General features: G+C 70.6%; 18 protein-coding genes. 13 read left to right on the plus strand and 5 right to left on the minus strand.

Annotated features, from left to right (window positions below):
* From bcsB to BDI24065_RS03275, 9 genes are all read left to right on the plus strand, one after another.
* A partial coding sequence (gene bcsB, locus BDI24065_RS03235) for a cellulose biosynthesis cyclic di-GMP-binding regulatory protein BcsB (RefSeq protein WP_175029986.1) occupies positions 1 to 2,174 on the plus strand: 2,174 nt, incomplete at its 5' end.
* Positions 2,175 to 2,177: 3 nt separating this feature from the next.
* Entirely contained in the window at positions 2,178 to 3,407 is a 1,230-nt protein-coding gene (gene bcsZ, locus BDI24065_RS03240) for a cellulose synthase complex periplasmic endoglucanase BcsZ (RefSeq protein WP_175029987.1), read from the plus strand.
* Positions 3,392 to 7,273 carry a cellulose synthase subunit BcsC-related outer membrane protein gene (locus BDI24065_RS03245; RefSeq protein WP_175029988.1) on the plus strand — a complete coding sequence of 1,294 codons (3,882 nt, stop codon included), beginning with the start codon at positions 3,392 to 3,394 and terminating at the stop codon, positions 7,271 to 7,273. Before bcsZ ends, BDI24065_RS03245 begins: the two co-directional genes overlap by 16 nt.
* Positions 7,274 to 7,282: 9 nt before the next feature.
* Complete coding sequence (bcsE, locus tag BDI24065_RS03250; protein WP_175029989.1) at positions 7,283 to 9,247, plus strand: cellulose biosynthesis protein BcsE; 1,965 nt, start codon at positions 7,283 to 7,285, stop codon at positions 9,245 to 9,247.
* On the plus strand, positions 9,244 to 9,462 hold the full coding sequence (locus BDI24065_RS03255) for a hypothetical protein (RefSeq protein ID WP_175029990.1): 219 nt from the start codon (positions 9,244 to 9,246) through the stop codon (positions 9,460 to 9,462). Before bcsE ends, BDI24065_RS03255 begins: the two co-directional genes overlap by 4 nt.
* Complete coding sequence (gene bcsQ / locus BDI24065_RS03260; protein WP_175029991.1) at positions 9,459 to 10,238, plus strand: cellulose biosynthesis protein BcsQ; 780 nt, start codon at positions 9,459 to 9,461, stop codon at positions 10,236 to 10,238. Before BDI24065_RS03255 ends, bcsQ begins: the two co-directional genes overlap by 4 nt.
* Entirely contained in the window at positions 10,235 to 12,772 is a 2,538-nt protein-coding gene (gene bcsA / locus BDI24065_RS03265; protein ID WP_175029992.1) for a UDP-forming cellulose synthase catalytic subunit, read from the plus strand. Before bcsQ ends, bcsA begins: the two co-directional genes overlap by 4 nt.
* Positions 12,773 to 12,799: 27 nt before the next feature.
* Positions 12,800 to 14,356 (plus strand): cellulose biosynthesis protein BcsG, encoded by a 1,557-nt coding sequence (gene bcsG / locus BDI24065_RS03270; protein WP_175029993.1) that lies wholly within the window; start codon positions 12,800 to 12,802, stop codon positions 14,354 to 14,356.
* Positions 14,338 to 14,535 (plus strand): hypothetical protein, encoded by a 198-nt coding sequence (locus BDI24065_RS03275; RefSeq protein ID WP_175029994.1) that lies wholly within the window; start codon positions 14,338 to 14,340, stop codon positions 14,533 to 14,535. Before bcsG ends, BDI24065_RS03275 begins: the two co-directional genes overlap by 19 nt.
* A 78-nt stretch (positions 14,536 to 14,613) precedes the next feature.
* Here BDI24065_RS03275 and BDI24065_RS03280 read toward each other — a convergent pair whose 3' ends face one another.
* Genes BDI24065_RS03280 through BDI24065_RS03295 form a run of 4 tightly spaced genes read right to left on the minus strand, consistent with a single transcriptional unit; the run spans position 14,614 to position 17,833 of the window.
* Complete coding sequence (locus BDI24065_RS03280; protein ID WP_175029995.1) at positions 14,614 to 15,498, minus strand: pirin family protein; 885 nt, start codon at positions 15,496 to 15,498, stop codon at positions 14,614 to 14,616.
* A gap of 30 nt (positions 15,499 to 15,528) precedes the next feature.
* Positions 15,529 to 15,921: an OsmC family protein gene (locus tag BDI24065_RS03285; protein WP_175029996.1), complete on the minus strand. Its 393-nt coding sequence runs from the start codon at positions 15,919 to 15,921 to the stop codon at positions 15,529 to 15,531.
* A 45-nt stretch (positions 15,922 to 15,966) separates the two neighbouring features.
* Positions 15,967 to 17,547, minus strand: a complete 1,581-nt coding sequence (locus BDI24065_RS03290) for a cation:proton antiporter (RefSeq protein ID WP_175029997.1) — start codon at positions 17,545 to 17,547, stop codon at positions 15,967 to 15,969.
* A 25-nt stretch (positions 17,548 to 17,572) separates the two neighbouring features.
* Positions 17,573 to 17,833, minus strand: a complete 261-nt coding sequence (locus BDI24065_RS03295) for a XapX domain-containing protein (protein WP_175029998.1) — start codon at positions 17,831 to 17,833, stop codon at positions 17,573 to 17,575.
* Between the two features lie 277 nt (positions 17,834 to 18,110).
* On the opposite strand from BDI24065_RS03295, the gene BDI24065_RS03300 reads away from it, so the two are divergent.
* On the plus strand, positions 18,111 to 18,797 hold the full coding sequence (locus BDI24065_RS03300; protein WP_175029999.1) for a hydrolase: 687 nt from the start codon (positions 18,111 to 18,113) through the stop codon (positions 18,795 to 18,797).
* Between the two features lie 66 nt (positions 18,798 to 18,863).
* Here the strand turns inward: BDI24065_RS03300 and BDI24065_RS03305 are convergent, their stop codons facing one another.
* The gene (locus BDI24065_RS03305) at positions 18,864 to 19,787 is read right to left on the minus strand and encodes a LysR family transcriptional regulator (RefSeq protein WP_175030000.1); all 924 of its coding nucleotides are present in this window, start codon (positions 19,785 to 19,787) and stop codon (positions 18,864 to 18,866) included.
* Between the two features lie 98 nt (positions 19,788 to 19,885).
* Between BDI24065_RS03305 and BDI24065_RS03310 the strand changes: the two genes are divergently transcribed.
* The 3 genes from BDI24065_RS03310 to BDI24065_RS03320 are packed head-to-tail and all read left to right on the plus strand — an operon-like array spanning position 19,886 to position 22,418.
* A complete protein-coding gene (locus BDI24065_RS03310; RefSeq protein WP_043182444.1) occupies positions 19,886 to 20,053 on the plus strand; it encodes a DUF1427 family protein in 168 nt (55 codons plus the stop codon).
* An 18-nt stretch (positions 20,054 to 20,071) separates the two neighbouring features.
* The gene (locus tag BDI24065_RS03315; protein ID WP_175030001.1) at positions 20,072 to 21,961 is read left to right on the plus strand and encodes an amidohydrolase; all 1,890 of its coding nucleotides are present in this window, start codon (positions 20,072 to 20,074) and stop codon (positions 21,959 to 21,961) included.
* Between the two features lies 1 nt (position 21,962).
* Entirely contained in the window at positions 21,963 to 22,418 is a 456-nt protein-coding gene (locus BDI24065_RS03320) for a DoxX family protein (protein ID WP_175030002.1), read from the plus strand.
* Positions 22,419 to 22,433 lie beyond the last annotated feature (15 nt).

Below are 22,433 nucleotides of genomic sequence, written 5' to 3' on the forward strand. Positions count from 1 at the left end.
CGGCCGTGCCTGCGGCGGCCAGCGCGGCCGCGGCCGGCCTGCCGGCGACGACGGTGCGCCTGCCGTTCGCATCGCTCGGCGCGTTCGATCCGCTGCGCCTGCGCGGCGCCGACGACGCGCGCACGATCAACGCGGGCGTACGGCTCGATCGCGTGGTCACCGGCGCACGGCTGCGCCTGACCTACGCGTATTCGCCGTCGCTGGTGTTCCCGATGTCGCACCTGAAGGTGTCGGTGAACGGCGAGGTCATCGCGACCGTCCCGTTCGACGCCGCGCAGGCGGGCCGCACGGTCACGCAAGAGATCCCGATCGACCCGCGCTACTTCTCGGATTTCAACCAGATCGGCCTGCGCCTGATCGCGCACTACACGCTCGACCATTGCGAGGATCCGTCGAACTCGGCGCTGTGGGCCGACGTGAGCCCGAAGAGCGAGCTGATCCTCGACGAATCGCCGGTTCGCCTGCCGAACGATCTCGGGCTGCTGCCCGCGCCGTTCTTCGACCGGCGCGACAACGGCCGCGTGCGGCTGCCGTTCGTGCTGCCGGCGTCGCCCGATTCGGCGACGCTGCGCAGCGCGGGCGTGCTCGCGTCGTGGTTCGGCGCGCTGGCCGACTACCGGCATGCGCGGTTCCCGGTATCGACCGGGCTGCCGACCGACGATCAGGCGGTGGTGATCGGCACGGCCGCGACGCTGCCGGCCGGCCTCGCGCTGCCGTCGATCAACGGCCCGCTGCTCGCGGTGGCCGACAACCCGGCCGCGCCGGGGCGCAAGCTGCTCGTCGTCACGGGCCGCACGGCGGCCGAGGTCGACGATGCGGTCGCGACACTCGTGCTGGGCCGCGTGGCGCTGTCGGGGCCGTCGGCGACGGTCGCGCACGTCGATCTCGGCGCGCCGCGCAAGCCGTACGATGCGCCGCGCTGGCTGCCCGTGAACCGGCCGATCACGTTCCGCGAACTCGTATCCGATACGCGCGAGCTGGAAGTGCGCGGCACGTCGCCCGACGCCATTCGCCTGAACCTGCGCGTACCGTCCGACCTGCATTCGTGGAACGGCGCGGGCGTGCCGATCACGCTGCGCTACCGCTACACGGCGCCGACGGTGCAGGACAACTCGACGCTCGCGGTCGAGATCAACGACCAGCTCGTGAAGTCCTACCGGCTCGGGCCGGCCCATGCCGAGGACGCGCACGGCCGCATGCAGCTGCCGTTGCTGTCGGTGCCGGAAGGGCGCGTGACGAGCGACGTCGACATCCCGGCGTTCCGGGTCGGCAGCGGCAACCAGCTGCAATTCCGCTTCACGCTCGACTCGCAGAAGACGGGCCTGTGCTCGAGCACGGCGACCGAGCCGCAGCGCGCGGCGATCGATCCCGATTCGACAATCGACTTTTCGCACTTCGTCCATTACGCGCAATTGCCGAACCTCGCGTTCTTCGCGAACAGCGGCTTCCCGTTCACGCGCTTCGCCGACCTGTCGCAGACGGCCGTCGTGATGCCTGACCGGCCGTCGGCGCAGGAGCTCGAGGCCTACCTGACGATGCTCGGCCACATGGGCGAATGGACCGGCTTCCCGGCGCTGCGCGTGCAGGTTGCGCGGCCCGGCGACGTCGCCGCGCTGTCGGGCAGCAAGGATCTCCTCGTGATCGACGGCTCGCCCGCGTCGCCGCTGCTCGCGCACTGGCGTTCGGCGCTGCCGCTCGTGATCGGCGAGCAGGGCAGCGCGGGTGGCGAAGGCGCCGCGCGCGTCGCGTTCTCGGTGAAGGAGCGCTGGCGCAACGGCGTCGGCCTGACCGAAGGCGGCGCGCATATCGAGCAGACGGGCTCGCTCGCGGCGCTCGCCGGGTTCGAGCTGCCGGGCAGCCGCGGGCGCAGCGTCATCGCGCTGACGGCGACCGACCAGCCGCGCCTCGGCGATCTGCTCGACGTGTTCGAGAACGCCGGGCTCGTGTCGCAGCTGCAGGGCGACCTCGCGCTGGTGCGGCCGGGGCAGGTCGACAGCGTGCGTGTCGGCGACCCTTACGTGGTCGGCTTCGTGCCGTGGTATGCGCGCGTGTGGACGCAAGCGGCGCGGCATCCGGTCGTGCTCGGCGCGGTCGGCGTCGTCGCGGGGCTGCTGCTCGCGCTCGGCGTGTTCAGCGTGCTGCAGAGAATCGCCGCGCGCCGACGGGGGATGTAACGGATGGCGCGGGCAATGGCGAAGCGACGGGCAATGCGACCGGCGCGGCGCGTCGGTGCGGCACTCGCGCTGGCGGTTGCGGTGACGTGCGCGGCGGCCAGCATGGCCACGCGCGCGCAGGCCGCGGGGGCCGGCGCGAACGGCGCGGCCGACGCGGGGTGCAGCGCGGCATGGCCGCGCTGGGACGCGTTCAAGCGCGATTTCATCTCGGCCGACGGCCGCGTGATCGACGTCGGTTCGGCCGATTCACGCACGGTGTCGGAGGGGCAGGCGTATGGACTTTTCTTCGCGCTGGTCGCGAACGACCGGCGCATGTTCGACACGATCCTCGCATGGACCGAGAACAACCTCGCACAGGGCGACCTGAGCGCGCACCTGCCCGCGTGGCTGTGGGGCCGCGCGCCCGACGGCGCGTGGCGCGTGCTCGATGCGAACGCGGCGTCGGACGCCGACCTGTGGATCGCGTATGCGCTCGTCGAGGCCGGGCGGCTGTGGCACGAGCGCAGCTACACGGCGCGCGGCGCGCTGCTCGCGAAGCGCGTGCTCGACGACGAGACGGCGACCGTGCCGGGCCTCGGCCTCACGCTGCTGCCGGGGCCGACGGGGTTCAAGCTCGCCGACGGCCAGTGGCGCGTGAATCCGAGCTATTCGCCGCCGCAGGTGATTCGCGCGCTCGGCGCGCGCCTGGCCGACGACACGCGCTGGGCCGCGCTCGTCTCCAGCACCGGCCGCGTGCTGCTCGACACCGCACCGAAAGGCTTTTCGCCCGACTGGGCGCTGTATCGCGCGGGCACGGGTTTCGGGCCCGATCGCGACACGCATGCGGAGAGCGCGTACAACGCGATCCGCGTGTATCTGTGGGCCGGCATGCTCGACCGCGCCGATCCGCTCGCCGCCCCGATGCTCGCGCGTTTTGCGCCGTTCGCCGACTACATTGCCGCGCATGGCGCGCCGCCGGAGAAGGTCGACACGACGACGGGCGTCGCGGGGCCGAACGACGGCAACGGCGGGTTCTCGGCGGCAGCCGTGCCGTTCCTCGACGCACGCGGCCAGCGCGCGCTCGCGGATGCACAGGCGGCGCGTGTCGATACGCTCGCGCGCCAGTCGGCGCCCGGTTACTACACGAGTGTGCTGACGCTGTTCGGGCTCGGCTGGCGCGACGGACGCTACCGGTTCGGCGCGGACGGCACGCTCGACGCCCGCTGGGGAGGCCGTTCGTGCGCCGCCCGCTGAAGCGCGCCGCGCCGCACGTCGCGGGGTTCGCGTGGCTCGCGTCGTCGGTGTGCGCGGCGGCGCCGGGCACTGCAGCGGACGCGACGATGGCGAACCCCGCGGCACCGGCGACTTCCGCGTCCGCCGATGCGCAGCGTCAGCTCGACACCGCGCGGATGTGGGGCGTCAAGCATCGCGACGACCTCGCACGCGATGCGCTGCGCAAGGGGCTGCTGATCGCGCCGGGCGATCCCGAGCTGCTGGCCGAACAGGTGCGCGTGCTGCTGCGGCTCGGCGACGCGAAAGGCGCGCAGGCGTCGCTCGCGCGCCTGCAGGCGCAGTCGCCGAATGCGCCCGCCACGCGGCGGGTGGCTGACGAATACCGCGTCGCGACGAGCGGGCGCGGCGAGATGGCGCAGATCCGCCTGCTCGCGCGCAGCGGTCGCACCGACGAGGCGGCCAGGCGGATCGTCGCGCTGTTTCCGAACGGCGCACCGTCGGGCGCGCTCGGCGCCGAGTATTACCAGATCGTGTCGAATGCACCGGGCGGTCGTGAGCCGGCGATCGCCGCGCTGCGTCGCGCCGTCGCGGCCGATCCGCAGGACACGAGCGCGACGATGGCGCTTGCTCGGCTCCTGAACCAGCGCGCCGATACGCGGCCGGAAGCGAACCGGATCGCCTGGGCGCTCGCGAAGCGCACCGACGCCGACCGTACGGAGGCGATGGCGCTGTGGCGGCGCGTGCTGCAGTCGGCCGGCAGCGATCCCGCGTATCTCGATGCGCTGCACGCGTATCTCGCGCTCGTGCCGGACGATACCGAATTCATCGACCGCGTGGCGACCCTGGATCGCCAGCGCGACGCGCAGCGCCAGCTCGAACGCAATCCCGACTACATCGCGCAGCAGCGCGGCCTGCAGGCACTTGCGCGCGGCGACCTGGCCGGCGCCGATCCGCTGCTCACGCGCGCCGCGCGGGCACGCACGGACGACGCCGACGCGGTGGGCGGGCTCGGCCTGCTGCGCCTGCGCGAAGGGCGGCACGACGAAGCGCGCACGCTGTTCACGCGCGCCGCGATGCTTTCGACCGACCAGCGCGGCAAATGGCAGAGCCTCGCGCGCACCGCGCAGTTCTGGGGGCTGCTCGCGCAAGGCCGCGCGGCGGCCGCAGCAGGCCGTCCGCAGGACGAGGAGCGTGCCGCACGCGCGGCACTCGCGATGCAGCCGGACAGCCCGGACGCGAAGCTGCAGCTTGCCGATGCGTTGCTCGCGCAGCGCGACTGGACGCGCGCGGAGCCGTTGCTGCGCGAGCTGCTGGCCGCACGTTCGCCGAACCTCGCGGCCGTGCGCGGCACGGCCACGCTGTATGAGAACACCGGCCGCGCGGACAAGGTCGGCCCGCTGCTCGACGCACTGCAAGGCCGCGTGACGGGCCGCGACGATCGGCGCGCGCTCGACGGCCTGCGTGCCGACCTGCTCGCGAACCAGGCGCGCGCGCTTGCGGACAAGGGCGAACGCGGGCCCGCCGCGCAACGCTACGAGGCGGCCGTGCGCGCGGCGCCCGACGCGCCGTGGACGCGCTTCGCGCTCGCGCGCCTCTATCGCGACATGGGGTTGCCGCAGCTCGGCCGCACGGTGATGGACGACGGCCTTGCGCAAAGCGCGACGCCCGAGATGCGCTACGCGACCGCGCTGTATCGCCATTCGCTCGACGACGTCGCGGGTGCGCAGGCCGCGCTTGCGCCGGTCGACGACGCGCACCGGTCGGACGGGATGCGTGCGCTCGCGCGCAAGCTCGACGCCGAAAGCGCGCTGGCCGACGCACGCGGTGCGCTCGCGCGCGGCGACCGCACGGCGTTTGCCGCGTCGCTCGCGCAGGCGCAGGCGCGTGCGCCGGACGATCCCGACATGCTCGCCGCGATCGGCGCGCAGTGGATCGATGCGGGCGAACCCGAGCGCGGCCTCGCGCCGTTGCACGACTGGATCGCCGCGCACCCGCGCGAAACCGATGCGGACGTGCGGCTGCGCTACGGCGATCTGCTCGGCAGCGCGGGACGCGACGATGCGCTTGCCGCGTGGCTCGACACGCTGCGCCGCGAACCGTCGCTGACGCCCGCGCAGACGGCGAGGATCGAGGACCAGTCGCTGCGGCTGGTGTTGCGGCAGACGGACGACGCGATCGCGCAGCAGGATTACGCGCAGGCGCGCAAGCTGCTCGATCGTGCAAGCCCGGCCGGCCGCACGGACAAGCGCTATGCGCTCGAACTGGCCGATCTCGAACGTGCGCAAGGCCATTACGACGCGGCGCGCGCGGCGCTCGCACCGGTCGTCGCGCGCACGCCGGACGATGCCGATACGCAGCTCGCGCTGGCGCGCATCGACGAGGACAGCGGCAATCGCGCGGCCGCGCTGGCGCGCGTGCAGGCGGTGCTCGCACGCACGCCGGACGGCGACGTCGACACGCAACTGTCGGCCGTGCGCCGCCTGAACGCGCTGCGCCGCCCGGACGAAGCGGTGCAGGTGACCGACCGGCTGCATGCCGCGTATCCGTCGCGCCCGGATGTGACGGTCGCGGCCGGCCGCGTGGCCGAGGCACAGGGTCGCTATGACGACGCGGCGTCGCTGTACCGGATGTCGCAGTCGCAGGAACGTGCGACCGGCGTGAGCCCGGGCCGTGATGGACTGACGCCCGCGCAGGCCGCGTTCGCGGATCTCCAGCAGCGGCGCAATCCCGAGATCGAAACCGGCTGGACGCCCGCGTACAAGTCGGGCGACGAAGGCATCTCGTCGTATCGCGCGCAGCAGGTGCCGATCTACCTGCAGATGCCGATCCGCTACGACGGGCACGTGTTCGCGCAGATCGACACCGTGCATCTCGACCCGGGCACGCTCGACACGAGCAACCCGAACGCGTATTCGCTCAGTACGTTCGGCACCTACGCGGCGCTCAAGGCGCAGAACGCGCTGACGCCTGCCGCCATCGCGAATCCGCCGGGCTCGCTGCACCAGACGGCCACGGGCGTCGCGCTCGGTGCCGGCTATCTGACGGACGCCTGGCGCTTCGATCTCGGCACGTCGCCGCTCGGTTTCCCCGTGCATTACCTCGTCGGTGGCGTGCGCTATCGCTTCGACGCGGGCCCGGCCAGTTTCTCGGTGAACGCGTCGCGGCGCCCGGAGACGAGCAGCGTGCTGTCGTACTCGGGGATGCGCGACCCGTGGACGGGCGCGGTCTGGGGCGGCGTGCGTCGCGACGGCGTGAACCTGCGCGCGTCGGTCGACGTCGGCCGTGCGAACCTGTTCGCGGAACTCGGCGCGGGCGTGCTGTCCGGCCGCAACGTCGAGCGCAACGCGGAAGTCACGCTGCGCACGGGTTTCACGATGCCCGTGTACGAGCGCGCGACGATGAAGGTCAGCACCGGGCTCGTCGGCAACGCGTGGCACTACGCACAGAACCTGCGCTACTACACGTACGGGCAGGGCGGTTACTACAGCCCGCAACGCTACCTGTCGCTCGGCGTGCCGATCGAATGGGCGGGGCGGCACGATGCGCTGTCGTGGGACCTGACCTTCACGGGCGGGATCTCGAACAGCTACGAGAAGGATTCGCTGTTCTACCCGATGTCCGCGGACCAGCGGGCCGCGCAGGTGGCGGCCGGGTTCGTGTACGCGGGCAGCTCGACGCGCGGCGTGTCGTTCTCGTACGGCATCAACGGGATCGTCGAGTACCGCGTGAACCCGCACCTGAGTGTCGGCGCGCAACTGAAAGTCGACCGGTCGCACGACTACGCGCCGAGTTCGGCGCTCGTGTACCTGCGCTATGCGTTCGACGCGCGCGCGCAACGCAGCTGGCTCGTCACGCCGACGCCGGTGCGGCTTTATTCGGATTACTAGGGGAACGCCGTGAATACGGAACTCGATGCCACCCGTCCCGCGCTCGGCGCCGCCGGCCTGCTGGGCCGCCTGCGTGCGCTGCTGGGCGCGCCGGCCGGCGGCCGTATCGGCACGGTGAGCCGGCTCGCGATCGACGGCTTGCCCGATGCGTGGACGCAACTGGAAGCCGGCGGCCTGTACGCGATCTACGCGGCCGGCGGCACGCCGGCCTGCGATGCGCTCGTCTGGGAGAGCGCGCGACAGGCACGCACGCGCGACGTGACCGTCGTGCTCGCGCGCGACGCGGCGCACGTCGCCGACCAGATGCAGGCGCGGGGCTTCGCAGGCGGCGCACTGCCGGCCGGCTGGCCGCGCAATCTGAACGTGCTGGCGATGCCGCCGGCGCTCGAGCCGGCCAACGGCGACAACCCCGGCGCCGGCGCGACGGCGGACGCACCGCGCCGCACGGCACCGGGCCCGTTCGCGCGGCTGACCGGCGGCCTGCGCGCGATGAAGCGCTACGGTTTTCGCGCGCGCTCGCTGTATTTCATCGAGGGCGCGCAGCGCTGGTTCAGCTGGGACGACCCGATCGCGCTCGCCGACGAGGCGCATGCACTTGCCGACTGGTGCCGCACGCGCCGGATCGCGCTCGTGCTGCTGCTCGATCCCGAAGCGACCCGTGCGGGCGACGAAGCGCGCACCGACGATGCCCCGCTCGTGCGCGACGCGGATCGCACGCCGCGCAGCGGCTTCCACGGTATCTGCTCGGGCGTCGCGCAGTTGCAGCGCACGCACGGCGAGCTGCTGTGGGTCGTCGATTTCTGGCGGGCGGGCGACACGCTCGCGGCCGGCGAAGTCCGGCCGCTGCGCTTTGCGCCGGGCGGCCGGCTGTCGGCGAACGTCGACGGCGGCGCGACCGAGCCCGCGCACCGGATGAAGCTCGCGAGCGACGAGGATCGCGTCGTCGTCAGCCGCGCCGTGCTCGAAGGCACGAACCGCGCGCCGGACGGCTGGGAAATCGTCGAAGACAACGCGGCCGTCGTCGCCGCGTGCGCGCATGCGCAGGCCGCGACCGCGGTGCTGGTCTTCCGTTCGCATGCGCAGCTCGAGGCGCTGTGCGCGGACGTGCACGCGCTGCGCCGGCAGTGCGGCGGTGCGCTGAAGATCGCGGTCGTCGAGCGCGGCGAAGTGCTGCGCCAGCAGTTCGAGATGCTCGTGCTGAGCGTCGGCGCGAGCCGCGTCGTCGCGCGTGACTTGCCGGTATCGCGGATGCAGGCTGCCGTGCACGCGCTGCGCGGCCAGCTCTATGCGCGGCCCGTCGCGCCCGACTATCGGGCGGCGCTCGCGGCCGCGCTCGGCGATTCGGTGCTCGGCTACCTGCCGGTCGGCGCGTTCTGCCTGCGGGTTCGCGCGGTGCTCGATCGCGGCGCCGTGCTCGCGCTGCCGCACACGCTCGCGAAGATCGCGCTGCTGCCGGGCGTATCGCACGTCGACGCGCTGCGGTTTTGCCGGCCGCGCCGGGCGGGCGACGTCGTGACGGCCGATGCCGCGCACCTGTACGTATTCCTGTTCGCGTGCGAACCGGCCGATGCGGAGGACGCGCTCGCACGCATCTTCGACGTGCCGGTCGACACGCTGTCCGATCGCGTCGTGTGCCTCGGGCACGGCAGCATCGACACCGAGCTCAATGCGCTGAAGGCCGAGAACCGGCGCGCGCCGATCGCCGACTACAGCGATCTGTTCGCGGTCACGCAACCGGCGGGCGCGAGGCGCTCATCGCCCGCGCACGCCAATCCTGGCGACGCATTGCCCGACGCGAGCGAAGTGAGCGGGGCGATCGACGCGATCGATACGATCGTCGCGCTCGAGGCGATCGGTGCAATGCCGACGGCCGCGGCCGCCGACGCATCGGTGCCGGAACCCGGCATTCCCGCCGCGCGCAAGCGCAGCGCCGTCCGCAGCGCGATGCCGCTGCGCAAGGAGGGGGTCGCATGATCGCCGTCATCGTCATCGGTTTCATCGTCGGCATCGTGATCGCGGTGCCCGTGTGGATCGTCGCGCAGCACCTCGGCATCGGCCGCGGCTTTCATGCACCGCGCGGCATCGACCGGCGCGACGCGGTGCCCTGCGAACTCGTGCCGGTCGCGCTGCGCGGGCGGCTGCTGCCCGATGCGGAGCGCGGCCAGCGTGCTGATGAGGCGGCCCGATGAAAACGATCGCCATTACGTCGACGACGGGCGGCGCAGGCCGCACGACGCTCACGGCCGCACTCGCGGTGCTGCTCGCGCGCCGCGGCCGGCCGGTCGTCGCCGTCGAATTCGATGCGCAGAACCTGATGGGCGCGACGCTCGGCCTCGACTCGTTGGCCGAGCACGGCCTCGCGCAGAGCGTGCTCGGCGGCGCCGAGCCGTGGCACGCGCATACGTGGCGTAACGCCGACGGTGTGCTGTTCGTCCCGTACGGGCAGCTCGACGCGGCCGGCGCCGCCGCGTGCGATGCGCGGCTCGCGGCCGATCCCGCGTGGCTGTCGCGCGGGATCGACGAGATTGCGCTGCCGGCCGACGGCGTCGTGCTGATCGACACCGCACGCTATCCGTCGACGCAGGCCGAGCAGGCGATTCGCCGCGCGGACCTGACGCTCGTCGTCGTGCCGCCCGAGCCGACCGCCTGCGCGACCACGGCCGCGCGCCTCGGTGCGCTGCGCGCCGGCGGCGGCGAACTGCAGATCGTCGTGAACCGGCTGAATCCGGCGCGCGACATGCAGCGCGACGCGCTCGCGATGCTGCGCGCGGTCGCGGGGCCCGCATCGATGCTCGAGCAGCGCATCCACGTCGATGCGGCCATGCCCGAAGCACTCGCGCGCGGCAGCTGGATCTTCGACGACGCGCCGTATTCGCAGGCGTCGCATGACCTGAACGGGGTCGCGAACTGGGTCGATACGTGGCTGGCGGCAGGCGCCGCCGGTCGCCGAGGAGCGGCGCGATGAACGCGGGCTTCGTGCTGCGCCTGCGCGCAATCGGCCATCGCACGGCCGACTGGCTCGCGCGCGGCATCGGGTTGCCGGCGCAACGCACGCTGGTCGACTGGCTCGTGCGGCTGTTCTTCCACGCACCGCCGCCGGGCCGGCCCGATCACGTGCGCCGCTGGGTGCGCGTCGCGACCCTGCGGCTGGCGCAACAGTGGGGCGTGCTGCAGCCGCTCAGCCCGCGCGAATGGCTGTGGCGCTCGATCGTGCGGGCGCCGCGCACGGCCGACGGCCGGCCCGCGCGCGATCCGCTCGCGTGGTTCGACACCTATGTCGTGCCCGTCTACGTCGCCGGGCGCGCGGTCGGCCGGCGTATCGACGCGATGCTCGCGCGCCTGCCGTGGGTGCGCTGGGGCGGCTGGCTCGATGCGCGCGCGAACGGCGTCGGCCGGCGCCCCTGGCTCGCGCCGCTGCTGCTCGTGGCCGGCGCGCTGCTGTGGGCCGCGGCCGGGATGTCGCCGCTGATGCCCGGCGCGCAGTTCGCATTCTTCGCGATCGTCGCGGTGCTGGCGCTCGCGCTGCGTCGCCTGCCGGGCCACCTGCCGACGCTGGCACTCGCATCGCTCGCGCTGCTCGCGACGGTGCGCTACGTGTGGTGGCGCACCACGCAGACGCTCGATTTCCGCGGCCCGGTCGAGGCCATCGCCGGCTACCTGCTGTACGGCGCGGAAGCCTATACGTGGATGATCCTGCTGCTCGGCTTCGTGCAGACCGCGTGGCCGCTCGACCGGCCGATCGTGCCGCTGCCCGACGATCCCGACACCTGGCCGACCGTCGACATCTACATCCCGACCTACAACGAGCCGCTGTCGGTCGTGAAGCCGACGGTATTCGCCGCGCAGAGCATCGACTGGCCGACGGCCAAGCTGCGCGTGTACCTGCTCGACGACGGCAAGCGCCCCGAATTCGAGGCGTTCGCGCGCGAGGCCGGCATCGATTACGTGACGCGCGACGACAACCGCCACGCGAAGGCCGGCAACATCAACCGTGCGCTGCCGAAGACGCACGGCGAATACATCGCGATCTTCGACTGCGATCACGTGCCGACGCGCTCGTTCCTGCAGACGACGATGGGCGTGTTCCTGCGCGACCCGAAGTGCGCGCTGGTGCAGACGCCGCACCATTTCTTCTCGCCCGACCCGTTCGAGCGCAACCTCGGCACGTTCCGCGAGATCCCGAACGAGGGCAACCTGTTCTACGGGCTCGTGCAGTCGGGCAACGACCTGTGGAACGCGACGTTCTTCTGCGGCTCGTGCGCGGTGCTCAAGCGCAGCGCGCTGGAAGAGGTGGGCGGCGTCGCGGTCGAGACCGTGACCGAGGATGCGCACACCGCGCTCAAGCTGCACCGGCGCGGCTACACGTCGGCGTACCTGCCGACCGTGCAGGCGGCCGGCCTCGCGACCGAAAGCCTCGCGGGCCACGTGAAGCAGCGCACGCGCTGGGCGCGCGGGATGGCGCAGATCTTCCGCATCGACAACCCGTTCCTCGGGCGCGGGCTCGGCCTCATCCAGCGGATCTGCTACGGCAACGCGATGCTGCACTTCTTCTACGGGATTCCGCGGCTGGTGTTCCTGACGATCCCGCTCGCGTACCTGTTCTTCCACCTGTACTTCATCAACGCGTCGGCGCTCGCGCTCGCCAGCTACGTGATCCCGTATCTGGTGCTCGCGAACGTCGCGAACTCGCGGATGCAGGGGCGCTACCGCCATTCGTTCTGGGCCGAGGTCTACGAATCGGTGCTCGCGTGGTACATCGCGCTGCCGACCACCGTCGCGTTCTTCAGCCCGAAGCACGGCAAGTTCAACGTGACCGACAAGGGCGGCAAGATCGACGAAGGCTACGTCGACTGGTCGACGTCGAAACCGTATCTCGTGCTGTTCGGGCTGAACGTGCTCGCGATCCTCGCCGGCCTGTGGCGGCTCGCGGCCGACCAGGGCGACGAAGCATCGACGATCCTGATCACGCTCGGCTGGACCGTGTACAACCTCGCGATGCTCGGCGCGGCGCTGGCCGTTGCGCGCGAAACCAAGCAGGTGCGTGTCACGCACCGGATCGCGATGCGTGTGCCGGCCATGCTGCTGCTCGCCGACGGTTCGACGGCCGCGTGTTTCACGAGCGACTACTCGACCGGCGGTCTCGGCCTCGAAGCGGTGCCGGGGCTCCCGCTTGCCGTCGGCGACACGCTGACGGTGTGCGTGACGCGCGGCGACCGGCCGTTCCCGTTCCCGGTGCGCGTGAGCCGCGTGACGCCGACCCATGTCGGCGTGAGCTTCGATGAACTCACGCTCGAACAGGAGCGCCAGCTCGTGCAATGCACGTTCGGCCGTGCGGACGCGTGGCTCGACTGGCACGAAGGCCAGCGTGTCGACACACCGCTCGGCGGGCTGAAGGAAGTGTTGCGCATCGGCCTGGACGGCAACGTGCGGATGTGGAAGGGTGCGGCGCGGGGCCTGCTGGCCATGCTGGCGCCGAAACTCGATCGGGCGCGCGACTGACGCGGCGCTCATCATGGAGTGGGTTAGATGACGTTCTGGAATCTGTATTTCATCCTGAAGTTCGCGCTGTTCGCGACCGGGCACCTGCAGCCGTTCTGGCTCGCGAACCTCGCGTTCGCGGTGGCGCTCGCTGCGAGCGCACCGATCCGCCGGCGTGCGTGGCGCATCGTCCGGCAGATCGCGGCGATCGCGATCGCGGTGCCGCTGCTCGCACGCGAGATGCATGCGCCGCCGCTCGCCCGTCTCGTCGAGGCCGCGCGTGAAGTGAGCACGTTCCGCTTCGACTACTGGATGGAGCTGCTGCCGCGCCTGCTGCCGCCGGTGCTGCTGCTGACCGTGGCCGGCGCGCTGATCGTCTACTTCATCGTCAATCGCTGGCTGCGCGTCGCGACGTTCGTGCTGGCCGTGCTGATCGTGATGCCGCTTTGGCAGGCCGGCAGCGGGCTGATGGCGCGCGTCGTCGCGCCGGCCCCGCAGCAGGCCAACGCGACGGGCACGACGCTCGCCGGCCAGCCCGAGGACCACAACGCCGCGCTCGCGACGTTCCGCACGCAGGAATCGCAGCGGCAGGTCGCGTTCGGCCATCTCGGCAACGATCCGGCCACGCAGTTCGACGTGATCGTGCTGCACATCTGCTCGCTGTCGTGGGACGACCTCGATGCCGCGAAGGTACGCAACCATCCGATGCTGAGTCACTTCGACTACCTGTTCACGAACTTCAGCACGGCCGCGAGCTACAGCGGCCCGGCGGCGATCCGCGTGCTGCGCGCGAGCTGCGGGCAGGAAGCGCACGCCGACCTGTACAAGCCGGCGCCGCAGCAGTGCTACCTGTTCTCGCAACTGGCGAGCGCGGGCTACAAGGTGCAGTCGCTGCTGAACCACGATGGCCACTTCGACAACTTCCTGCAGGTGATCCACGACAACATCGGGGTGCCCGACGCACCGCCGGTGTCGAACGCGGCCGCACCCGTCGCGATGCACGCGTTCGACGGTTCGGCGATCAAGGACGACTACACGACGCTCGCGAACTGGTACACGCAGCGCGCGTCGGTGCCGGGCCCGGTCGCGTTGTACTACAACACGATCAGCCTGCACGACGGCAACCGGATCGTCGGCAGTTCGCTGACGAGCATCGACTCGTACCCGCAGCGCGCGACGAAGATGATGGACGACTTCGACCGCCTCGCCGACCTGATCGCGCAGTCGCGCCGCCGCGCGGTGATCGTGTTCGTGCCCGAACATGGCGCCGCGTTGCGCGGCGACAAGTACCAGGTCGCGGGCCTGCGCGAGATCCCGACGCCGCGCATCGTGCACGGGCCGGTCGGCGTGCGGCTCGTGGGCTTTAACGGCAACCACGGCGCGACGACCGTGATCGACCAGCCGACCAGCTTCCTCGCGCTCTCGCAACTGCTGTCGAACCTCGTGTCGAACAGCCCGTTCAAGCCGGGCACGACGCTCGCGCAGTACGCGGCCGACCTGCCGCGCACGCGGATGGTGGGCGAGAACGAGGGCACGGTGACGATGCAGACGGCCGAGGGCTACTCGGTGAAAACTCCGGATGGCGTATGGATCGACGAACAGTAATTCTTCCCGGCGACGCCGACGACGATCGCCTGTCGCAACCGAACGACGTGCTCGGCCTCGCGCGGCATCTGCCCGCGCTCGATCCCGAGCGTTACGTCGACGAGCAGGCGCGCCGCGCGTTCGTCGAGTCGCTCGACCGCTGGCCGACGCTCGCGAAGCTGATGGGATTGAAGCGGTAAACGCACAACGGCCGGCATGTGTGCCGGCCGTTGCGTGCCTGCTTGCCGGCGATCCCGCTTACCGCGCCTTATCGCATCTCATTGCGCCTTGCGTTCCGGCTGGCGCGTCCACTCGTTTTCTTCGCCCGGCACCTTGCCGAAGGTCTGATCGGCCCACGCCGCGCGGGCCGCGTCGATCTTCGCGCGCTCGCTCGACACGAAATTCCATTCGATGAAACGCTCGCCCGGCAGGTGCGCACCGCCGAGCAGCATCACGCGTGCGCCGTTCGCGCTGGCGAGCGCCACGGTCGCGCCGGGTTCGAGCACGGCCATCGTCGCGGGGGCGAGCGGCGAGCCGTCGATCGCGAGGTCGCCGTCGACCAGATACACGCCGCGTTCCTCATGTTCGGCGTCGAGCGCCAGCGTGCCGCCTGCCGCGAATTCCGCATACGCATAGAGCGTCGGGGAGAACACGGCGACCGGTGACGCAAGCCCGAACGCGGTGCCCGCGATCACGCGCACGCTTGCACCGTCTCGCGTGAATGAAGGCAGCGTGTCGGCTGCATGATGGACGAACGCGGGCGCGGCGTCTTCATGCTCGACCGGCAGCGCGACCCAGGTCTGGATCCCATGCACCGGCTGGTCGTGCGGCCGGTCTTCGTCGGGCGAGCGCTCCGAATGCACGATGCCGCGGCCGGCCGTCATCCAGTTCACGTCGCCCGGCACGATCTTCTGCCGGAAGCCGAGGCTGTCGTGATGCATCAGCGAGCCGTCGAACAGGTAGGTGACGGTCGCGAGGCCGATGTGCGGGTGCGGCAGCACGTCGATGCCGCGGCCGGCCGGCAGCACGGCCGGCCCCATCTCGTCGAAGAAGATGAACGGGCCGACGAGGCGCGCGGCGCGCGCGGGCAGCACACGGCGCACGACGAGGTTGCCGATGTCGCTTTCGCGCGGCGTGAGCAGGGTCTTGATCGAAGCGGACATGGTGGGGTCTCGTGGTCGAGGCGGGGCGCGTCAGGCGATCGCCGTGTCGATGGTGATCGGATGCGTGAGGATCTTGTGCACCGGGCACGCGTTCGCGATCTGCAGCAGGCGCTCGCGCTGTTCGTCGGACAGGTCGCCTTCCAGCGTGATGCGGCGCACGATCGTGCTGCCCGCGCTGCCCGATTCGTGCGCGAGCTTCACGTGCACCTCGGTGAGCGGCCAGTCCTTGCGCTGCGCGTACATCTTCAGCGTGATCGCGGTGCACGCGCCGAGGCTCGACAGCAGCAGCGTGACAGGCGCGGGCGCGACATCGCCGCCGCCGAGCGACGCCGGTTCGTCGGCGCGCCACTGGTGGACGCCATCGCTGAAGTGGACGAGGTAATCGACGGAGCCGATGCTCGCTTCGACGGACAGTTCGCTCATTGCAGTTCCATTAAAAAAGGAGGGGGCCGGCGGCTGGGCCGGGCGTTACGGTTCGAGCAGCCGCTGCAGCCGCAGTTCCTCGAAATCGAGTTCCGATTCGATCCGGTGCAGCACGGCGTCGTCGACCTTGCCGTCGCGATGCAGGTCGAGCAGCGCGCGGCGCGACACGCCGACGAGCTCGAGTTCGACGCGCAGCATGCGCGAGCGCACCCTGGCCGGTTCGGCGCCCTGGCGATGCGCGCGTTCGTTGAAGGTGACGCGGTTCCGGTATTCGGCGAGCAGACGGTCGAGCGACGGCCGCTCGAGGGTCGAGCCGCGCTGCTCGAGCGCGTCGAGTTCGGCGAGCGCCGCGCCGAACGCATGGGCGCGCACCGCATGCTCGGACATCGTATGGCGCGCGGCCGGGCGCAGCTTCAGCACGCGGATCAGCGGCGCGAGCATACCGCCCTGCACGACGAGCGTGGCGATGATCAGCAGGAACGTGCTGAACAGGATCAGGTCGCGGCCGGGGAAGCTGGCGGGCAGCGCGATCGCGGCCGCGAGGCTCACGACGCCGCGCATGCCGGACCAGCCGAGCACGACGGCCTCGCGCCACGACCACGGTGCGTGGCCGGCGCGCGGCGCGCGCAGGCGGCCCGGCAGCCACATCGCGACGAACACCCAGACGATGCGCGCGGCGATCGCGGCGGCGGTGGCGGGCAGCGCGACGCGCAGGCCGGCCATCAGCACCGCGCCTTCGTGGTTCACACGCGCGAGGATCGCGTGCAGCGCGAGGCCGATCAGGATGAACACGAGCGCGTCGAGCACGAACACGATCGCTTCCCACGTCGCCTTCGCCTTGATCCGCATGTCGGCGTCGAACACGCGATGCTGGCGCACGCCGAGCACGAGGCCGCAGGTGACGACCGACAGCACGCCCGAGCCGTCGACGGCTTCGGCGACACCGTAGCTGCCCCATGCCATCGCGAAGGTCACGACGATGCCGAGCATCGGATCGCGCAGGCGCGGCAGCACCCAGCTCATCGCATGGCCGCACGCGAGGCCGACCGCGATGCCGATCAGCGTGAGCGAGAAGAACAGGCCGGTGGCGCTCGTGGCCGTGATCGACACGGCGAGCGCGGCCGACACGGCCATCTGGTACAGCAGCAGGCCCGACGCATCGTTGACGAGGCTTTCGCCTTCGAGCACCGCGACGAGCCGCGCGGGCAGCGGGTGGCGTTGCAGGATCGCCTTCGCGGCGACCGCGTCGGGCGGCGACACGATCGCGCCGAGCGTGAAGCAGGCGGCCCACGGCAGCGCCGGGTTCACGGCATGCACGGCGAGCGCGACCGCGACGGTCGTGAACACCACCGCGCCGAGCGCGAGCGACGCGATCGATGCGAGCTCCTGCCGGAATTCCTTCCACGCGGTGTAGAACCCGCTCGACATCAGCAGCGGCGGCAGCACGGCCGCGAGCAGCAGCGCCGGGTCCATGTCGGGCACGCGCTTGCCGGCGACCGCGACCACGCAGCCGCCGAGCAGCAGCACGACGGCCGGCGGAATCGAAATCCGCTCGGCGAGCCACGTGAGCGCGCCCGCACCGCAGATCAACAGCAGCAGGTAATGAAACAGCTCGACGTTGGTCATGCGCGGCGGCCGGCGACGGCGCGCATCACGACGGCTTGCGGTCGTTCGGGCTGCCGCCCGGCAGCGCGCCGAACATGTGCTGGCTGCATTGTGCGTCGCGCCACGCGGTGTTCAGGCGATGACCCGCGAACATCCGGCGCGCGACGGGCAGGATCTGTTCGCCGGCCAGCATGCCGAGCAGGCCGGTGAGCGCGATGATCGGCGGCGCCGGCGAATTCACGCCGAGCGCGCCGTAGATGACGCCGGCGAGGATGCCGGCAAGCAGCGACAGGAAATACGGTTTCATGGCGGGTGTCCCGTGATAGCAGACGAGCGGTGCGGTGCACGCCGTCAAGGTCTTGAAAGCGTATCGGGTTTGCGTGAAGAAAAAAAGTGCGGACAGCCCCGAACAGGCATCGATTCCGGAATCGGATCGATTCCGTTTCTTGGGTGTTCGCGCCGCGCGTTTGCGGCTTAAATATTTCGGCCCGGATGACGATCCGGCGCCGACGTACCTCCGGCTCCTCCCGTTTTCACGGTCGAGGCAGGCCCCCCTTTTTTTCGTTCACAGGACACCTTGCGCCATGAGCAATCCGAAACTTGAAGTACTGACGCCGCAGAACAGCCAGCTGATCTTCATCGACCAGCAGCCGCAAATGGCGTTCGGCGTGCAGTCGATCGATCGCCAGACGCTGAAGAACAACGTCGTCGGGCTCGCGAAGGCCGCGAAGGCGTTCAACGTGCCGACCACCATCACGACGGTCGAGACCGAGGCCTTCTCCGGCCATACCTTCCCGGAGCTGCTCGACGTGTTCCCGAACCAGAAGACGCTCGAACGCACGTCGATGAACTCGTGGGACGACCAGAAGGTGCGCGATGCACTGGCCGCGAACGGCCGCAAGAAGGTGATCGTGTCGGGCCTGTGGACCGAGGTCTGCAATACGACGTTCGCGCTGTGCGCGATGCTCGAAGGCGAATACGAAATCTACATGGTGGCCGACGCATCGGGCGGCACGTCGAAGGACGCGCACGACTTCGCGATGCAGCGGATGGTGCAGGCCGGCGCGGTGCCGGTCACGTGGCAGCAGGTCGTGCTCGAGTGGCAGCGCGACTGGGCGCGCCGCGATACGTACGAGGCGGTGATGGGGATCGTGCGCGAGCACTCGGGTGCATACGGGATGGGCGTCGACTACGCGTACACGATGGTCCACAAGGCCGCGCAACGCACCGCGACGCCGCACGAGTCGCTCGCGGCGGTACCGGCGAAGTAACGGATACCGGCCGGGTTCGTGGCAACGGCCGGCCGCGGCGATCCGCTGTCGCCGGCCGTTGCGTGTTCAGGCGGCGGGCAGCGCCCACGGCGCGTGCGAGAAGTGTTCCGCGAGGAAGTCGAGCAGCACCGTCACGCGCGCGGCGCGCAGCATGCCGGGCGGCGTGACGAGGTTGACGTTGATGTCGGCGATCTTCCAGTCGGACATCACTTCCTCGAGCTCGCCACGCTGCATCGCTTCCCAAATCAGGAACTCGGGCTGCAGCGCGAGGCCGTGACCAGCGATGAGCGCGGGAACGATCACGTCCGCGTTGTTGGTGCGGATGCGGCCATGCACGGATACGCCGACCTCGTCGCCCGATGCCGGGTGGCGAAAGCGCCAGTGTTCGGGCGTCGGCAGGTTCGTGTAGGTGAGGCACACGTGCTGTTCGATGTCGCGCGGATGCGCGGGCCGGCCGCGCCGGTCGAGGTACGCGGGCGATGCGACGAGCGGCCGGCGCACCGCGCAGAGCCGGCGCGAGCGCAGCGACGAATCGCTCAGCTCGGCGATGCGGATCGCGACGTCGAAGCCGCCGGACACGATGTCGACGATGTGATCGGTGAGTACGAGGTCGATGTCGACGCGCGGATAGCGTTCGAGAAACGCGGGCAGCACCGGCGACAGGTGGCGCAGCCCGAACGACATCGGCGCATTCACGCGCACGAGGCCGTGCGGTTCGAGCGCCTGCGCGGACGCTTCGCTCTCGATCAGCTCGGCATCGGCGAGCAGGCGGATCGCGCGGTCGCGCAGCAGTTCGCCGGTCGGCGTGAGCGACAGCTTGCGCGACGTGCGGTACAGCAGCATCGCGCCGAGGCGCTTTTCGAGGCGCGCGATGGCCTTCGACACGGTCGGCTGCGATACGCCGAGCAGGTCGGCGGCTTTCGCGAACGAACCCGTCTCCGCGACGCGCGCAAAGATGGCCCAGGCTTCGAGATCAGGAAGGTGTTGCATGGTCGGGATGAATGGCAGGGAAGCGGAACGGATGCAGCGCACCGCGAAAGCGGGCGTGCGATGCAGTTGATTCTAATCCGGCCGGGAGAAAAATCGTTATGGAATCTTATCTACTTTCATTGGGCGCCGGCGTGCTGATCGGCGTCGTGTACAGCGTGATCAAGGTGCGCTCGCCGGCACCGCCGCTGATCGCGCTGGTCGGCCTGGCCGGCATGCTGATCGGCGCCCAGGCCATCGCGCCGGTCCGTCACTGGCTCGGCTTCTGACCGCATCGAGGACACTTCATGAGCGCAACCGCTACTCAACCCGATCTCATCCTGCACAACGGGCGCATCACGACGCTCGATCGTGCGAACCCCGTCGCCACCGCCGTGGCGATCAAGGACGGCCGCTTCGTCGCGGTCGGCAGCGACGCGGACGTGATGCCGCTCGCGGGCCGCGCGACGAAGGTCGTCGATCTCGACTGCCGCGCCGTGCTGCCGGGCCTGATCGACAACCACACGCACGTGATTCGCGGCGGCCTGAACTACAACCTCGAGCTGCGCTGGGATGGCGTGCGTTCGCTCGCGGTCGCGATGGAGATGCTGAAGCACCAGGTCGCGATCACGCCTGCGCCGCAATGGGTGCGCGTGGTCGGCGGCTTCACCGAACACCAGTTCGCCGAGAAGCGCCTGCCGACCATCGACGAACTCAATGCGGCCGCACCCGATACGCCGGTGTTCATCCTGCACCTGTACGACCGCGCGCTGCTGAACGCGGCCGCGCTGCGGGTGGTCGGCTACACGAAGGACACGCCCGAGCCGCCGGGCGGCACGATCCTGCGCGATGCAACGGGCAATCCGACCGGCCTGCTGCTCGCGAACCCGAACGCGACGATCCTCTACGCGATGCTCGCGAAAGGCCCGAAGCTGCCGTTCGACTACCAGTACAACTCGACGCGCCACTTCATGCGCGAACTGAACCGGCTCGGCGTGACGGGCGTGATCGACGCAGGCGGCGGTTCGCAGAATTATCCCGACGATTACGAGGTGATCCGCAAGCTGCACGACGCGGGCGAGATGACGGTGCGGATCGCGTACAACCTGTTCACGCAGAAGCCGAATGCGGAGAAGGAAGACTTCGTGAACTGGACGAAGAGCGTCAAGTACCACGACGGCACCGACTACTTCCGCCACAACGGCGCGGGCGAGATGCTGGTGTTTTCGGCGGCCGATTTCGAGGATTTCCGCGTCGCGCGCCCGGACCTGCCGGCGCAGATGGAGGACGATCTCGAAGGCGTCGTGCGCGTGCTCGCGCAGAACCGCTGGCCGTGGCGCATGCATGCGACCTACGACGAAACGATCAGCCGCGCGCTCGACGTGTTCGAGAAGGTGAACCGCGACATTCCGCTCGACGGGCTGAACTGGTTCTTCGATCATGCGGAAACGGTCTCGGAGAAATCGATGGACCGGATCGCCGCGCTCGGCGGCGGCATTGCAGTGCAGCACCGGATGGCGTACCAGGGCGAATACTTCGTCGAGCGCTACGGCGCGCAGGCGGCCGAGGCGACGCCGCCGGTCGCGAAGATGCTCGACAAGGGGATCAAGGTGTCGGCCGGCACCGACGCGACGCGCGTGGCGTCGTACAACCCGTGGGTGTCGCTCGCATGGCTCGTGACGGGCAAGACGGTCGGCGGCCTGCGGATGTATCCGCAGCGCAACCTGCTCGATCGCGAGACCGCGCTGCGCATGTGGACCGAGTACGTGACGTGGTTTTCGAATGAAGAGGGGAAGAAAGGCCGCATCGCGGTCGGCCAGCTCGCCGATTTGATGGTCCCGGATCGCGATTTCTTCACGTGCGCGGAGGACGATATCGTCGATACGACTGCATTGCTGACGGTGGTCGGCGGCCGGATCGTGTGGGGCGCGGGGCCGTTCGCGTCGCACGATGCGCCGATTCCGCCCGCGATGCCCGACTGGTCGCCCGTGCGTGAGTACGGCGGCTACGGCGGGTGGGGCGCGACGCAGCGCAACGGCGCGCCGTTGCAGCGTGCGGCCGCCGCCGCGATGTGCGGCTGCTCGAGCGCCTGCAACGTGCACGGGCATGCGCATGCCGGCGCATGGGGCCGCGCGTTGCCGACGTCGGACGCGAAGGGCTTCTGGGGCGCGTTCGGCTGTTCGTGCTGGGCGGTCTGACATGGCGAGCTCGATCACGCGTGGCGGCGCCGGCAACCCGGCTTGGGTCCGCGCGCTGCTGGCGCAGCCGTGGGTGCTGCCGCTCGCGCGCCTGGCGCTGGTGTCCGCGTACCTGATCGGCGGTGTCGCGAAGGCGCTGGACTTCGACGGCGCAGTCGCGGAGCAGGCGCATTTCGGGCTGCAGCCGGCCGCGCTGTGGGCGGCGCTGGCGATCGCGGTCGAGATCGCCGGCTCGCTGTGCATCGTGCTGGGCCGCTTCACTTGGCTCGGCGCCGGCAGCCTCGGCATGCTGACGCTGGTCGCGATGGCGGTGGCCAACGATTTCTGGAACCGTACGGGCGCCGAGCATTTCAGGGCGCTCAACAGCTTTTTCGAGCATCTCGGGCTGATCGCGGCACTCGTGCTCGCGACCCGGCTCGCCGATGCGAAGCGCGCGGACGGCGACGGCCGCGCGTGACCGGTTGCACCTTTC

This window comes from Burkholderia lata (genome assembly GCF_902499025.1).
Lineage (GTDB): Bacteria > Pseudomonadota > Gammaproteobacteria > Burkholderiales > Burkholderiaceae > Burkholderia > Burkholderia lata_C.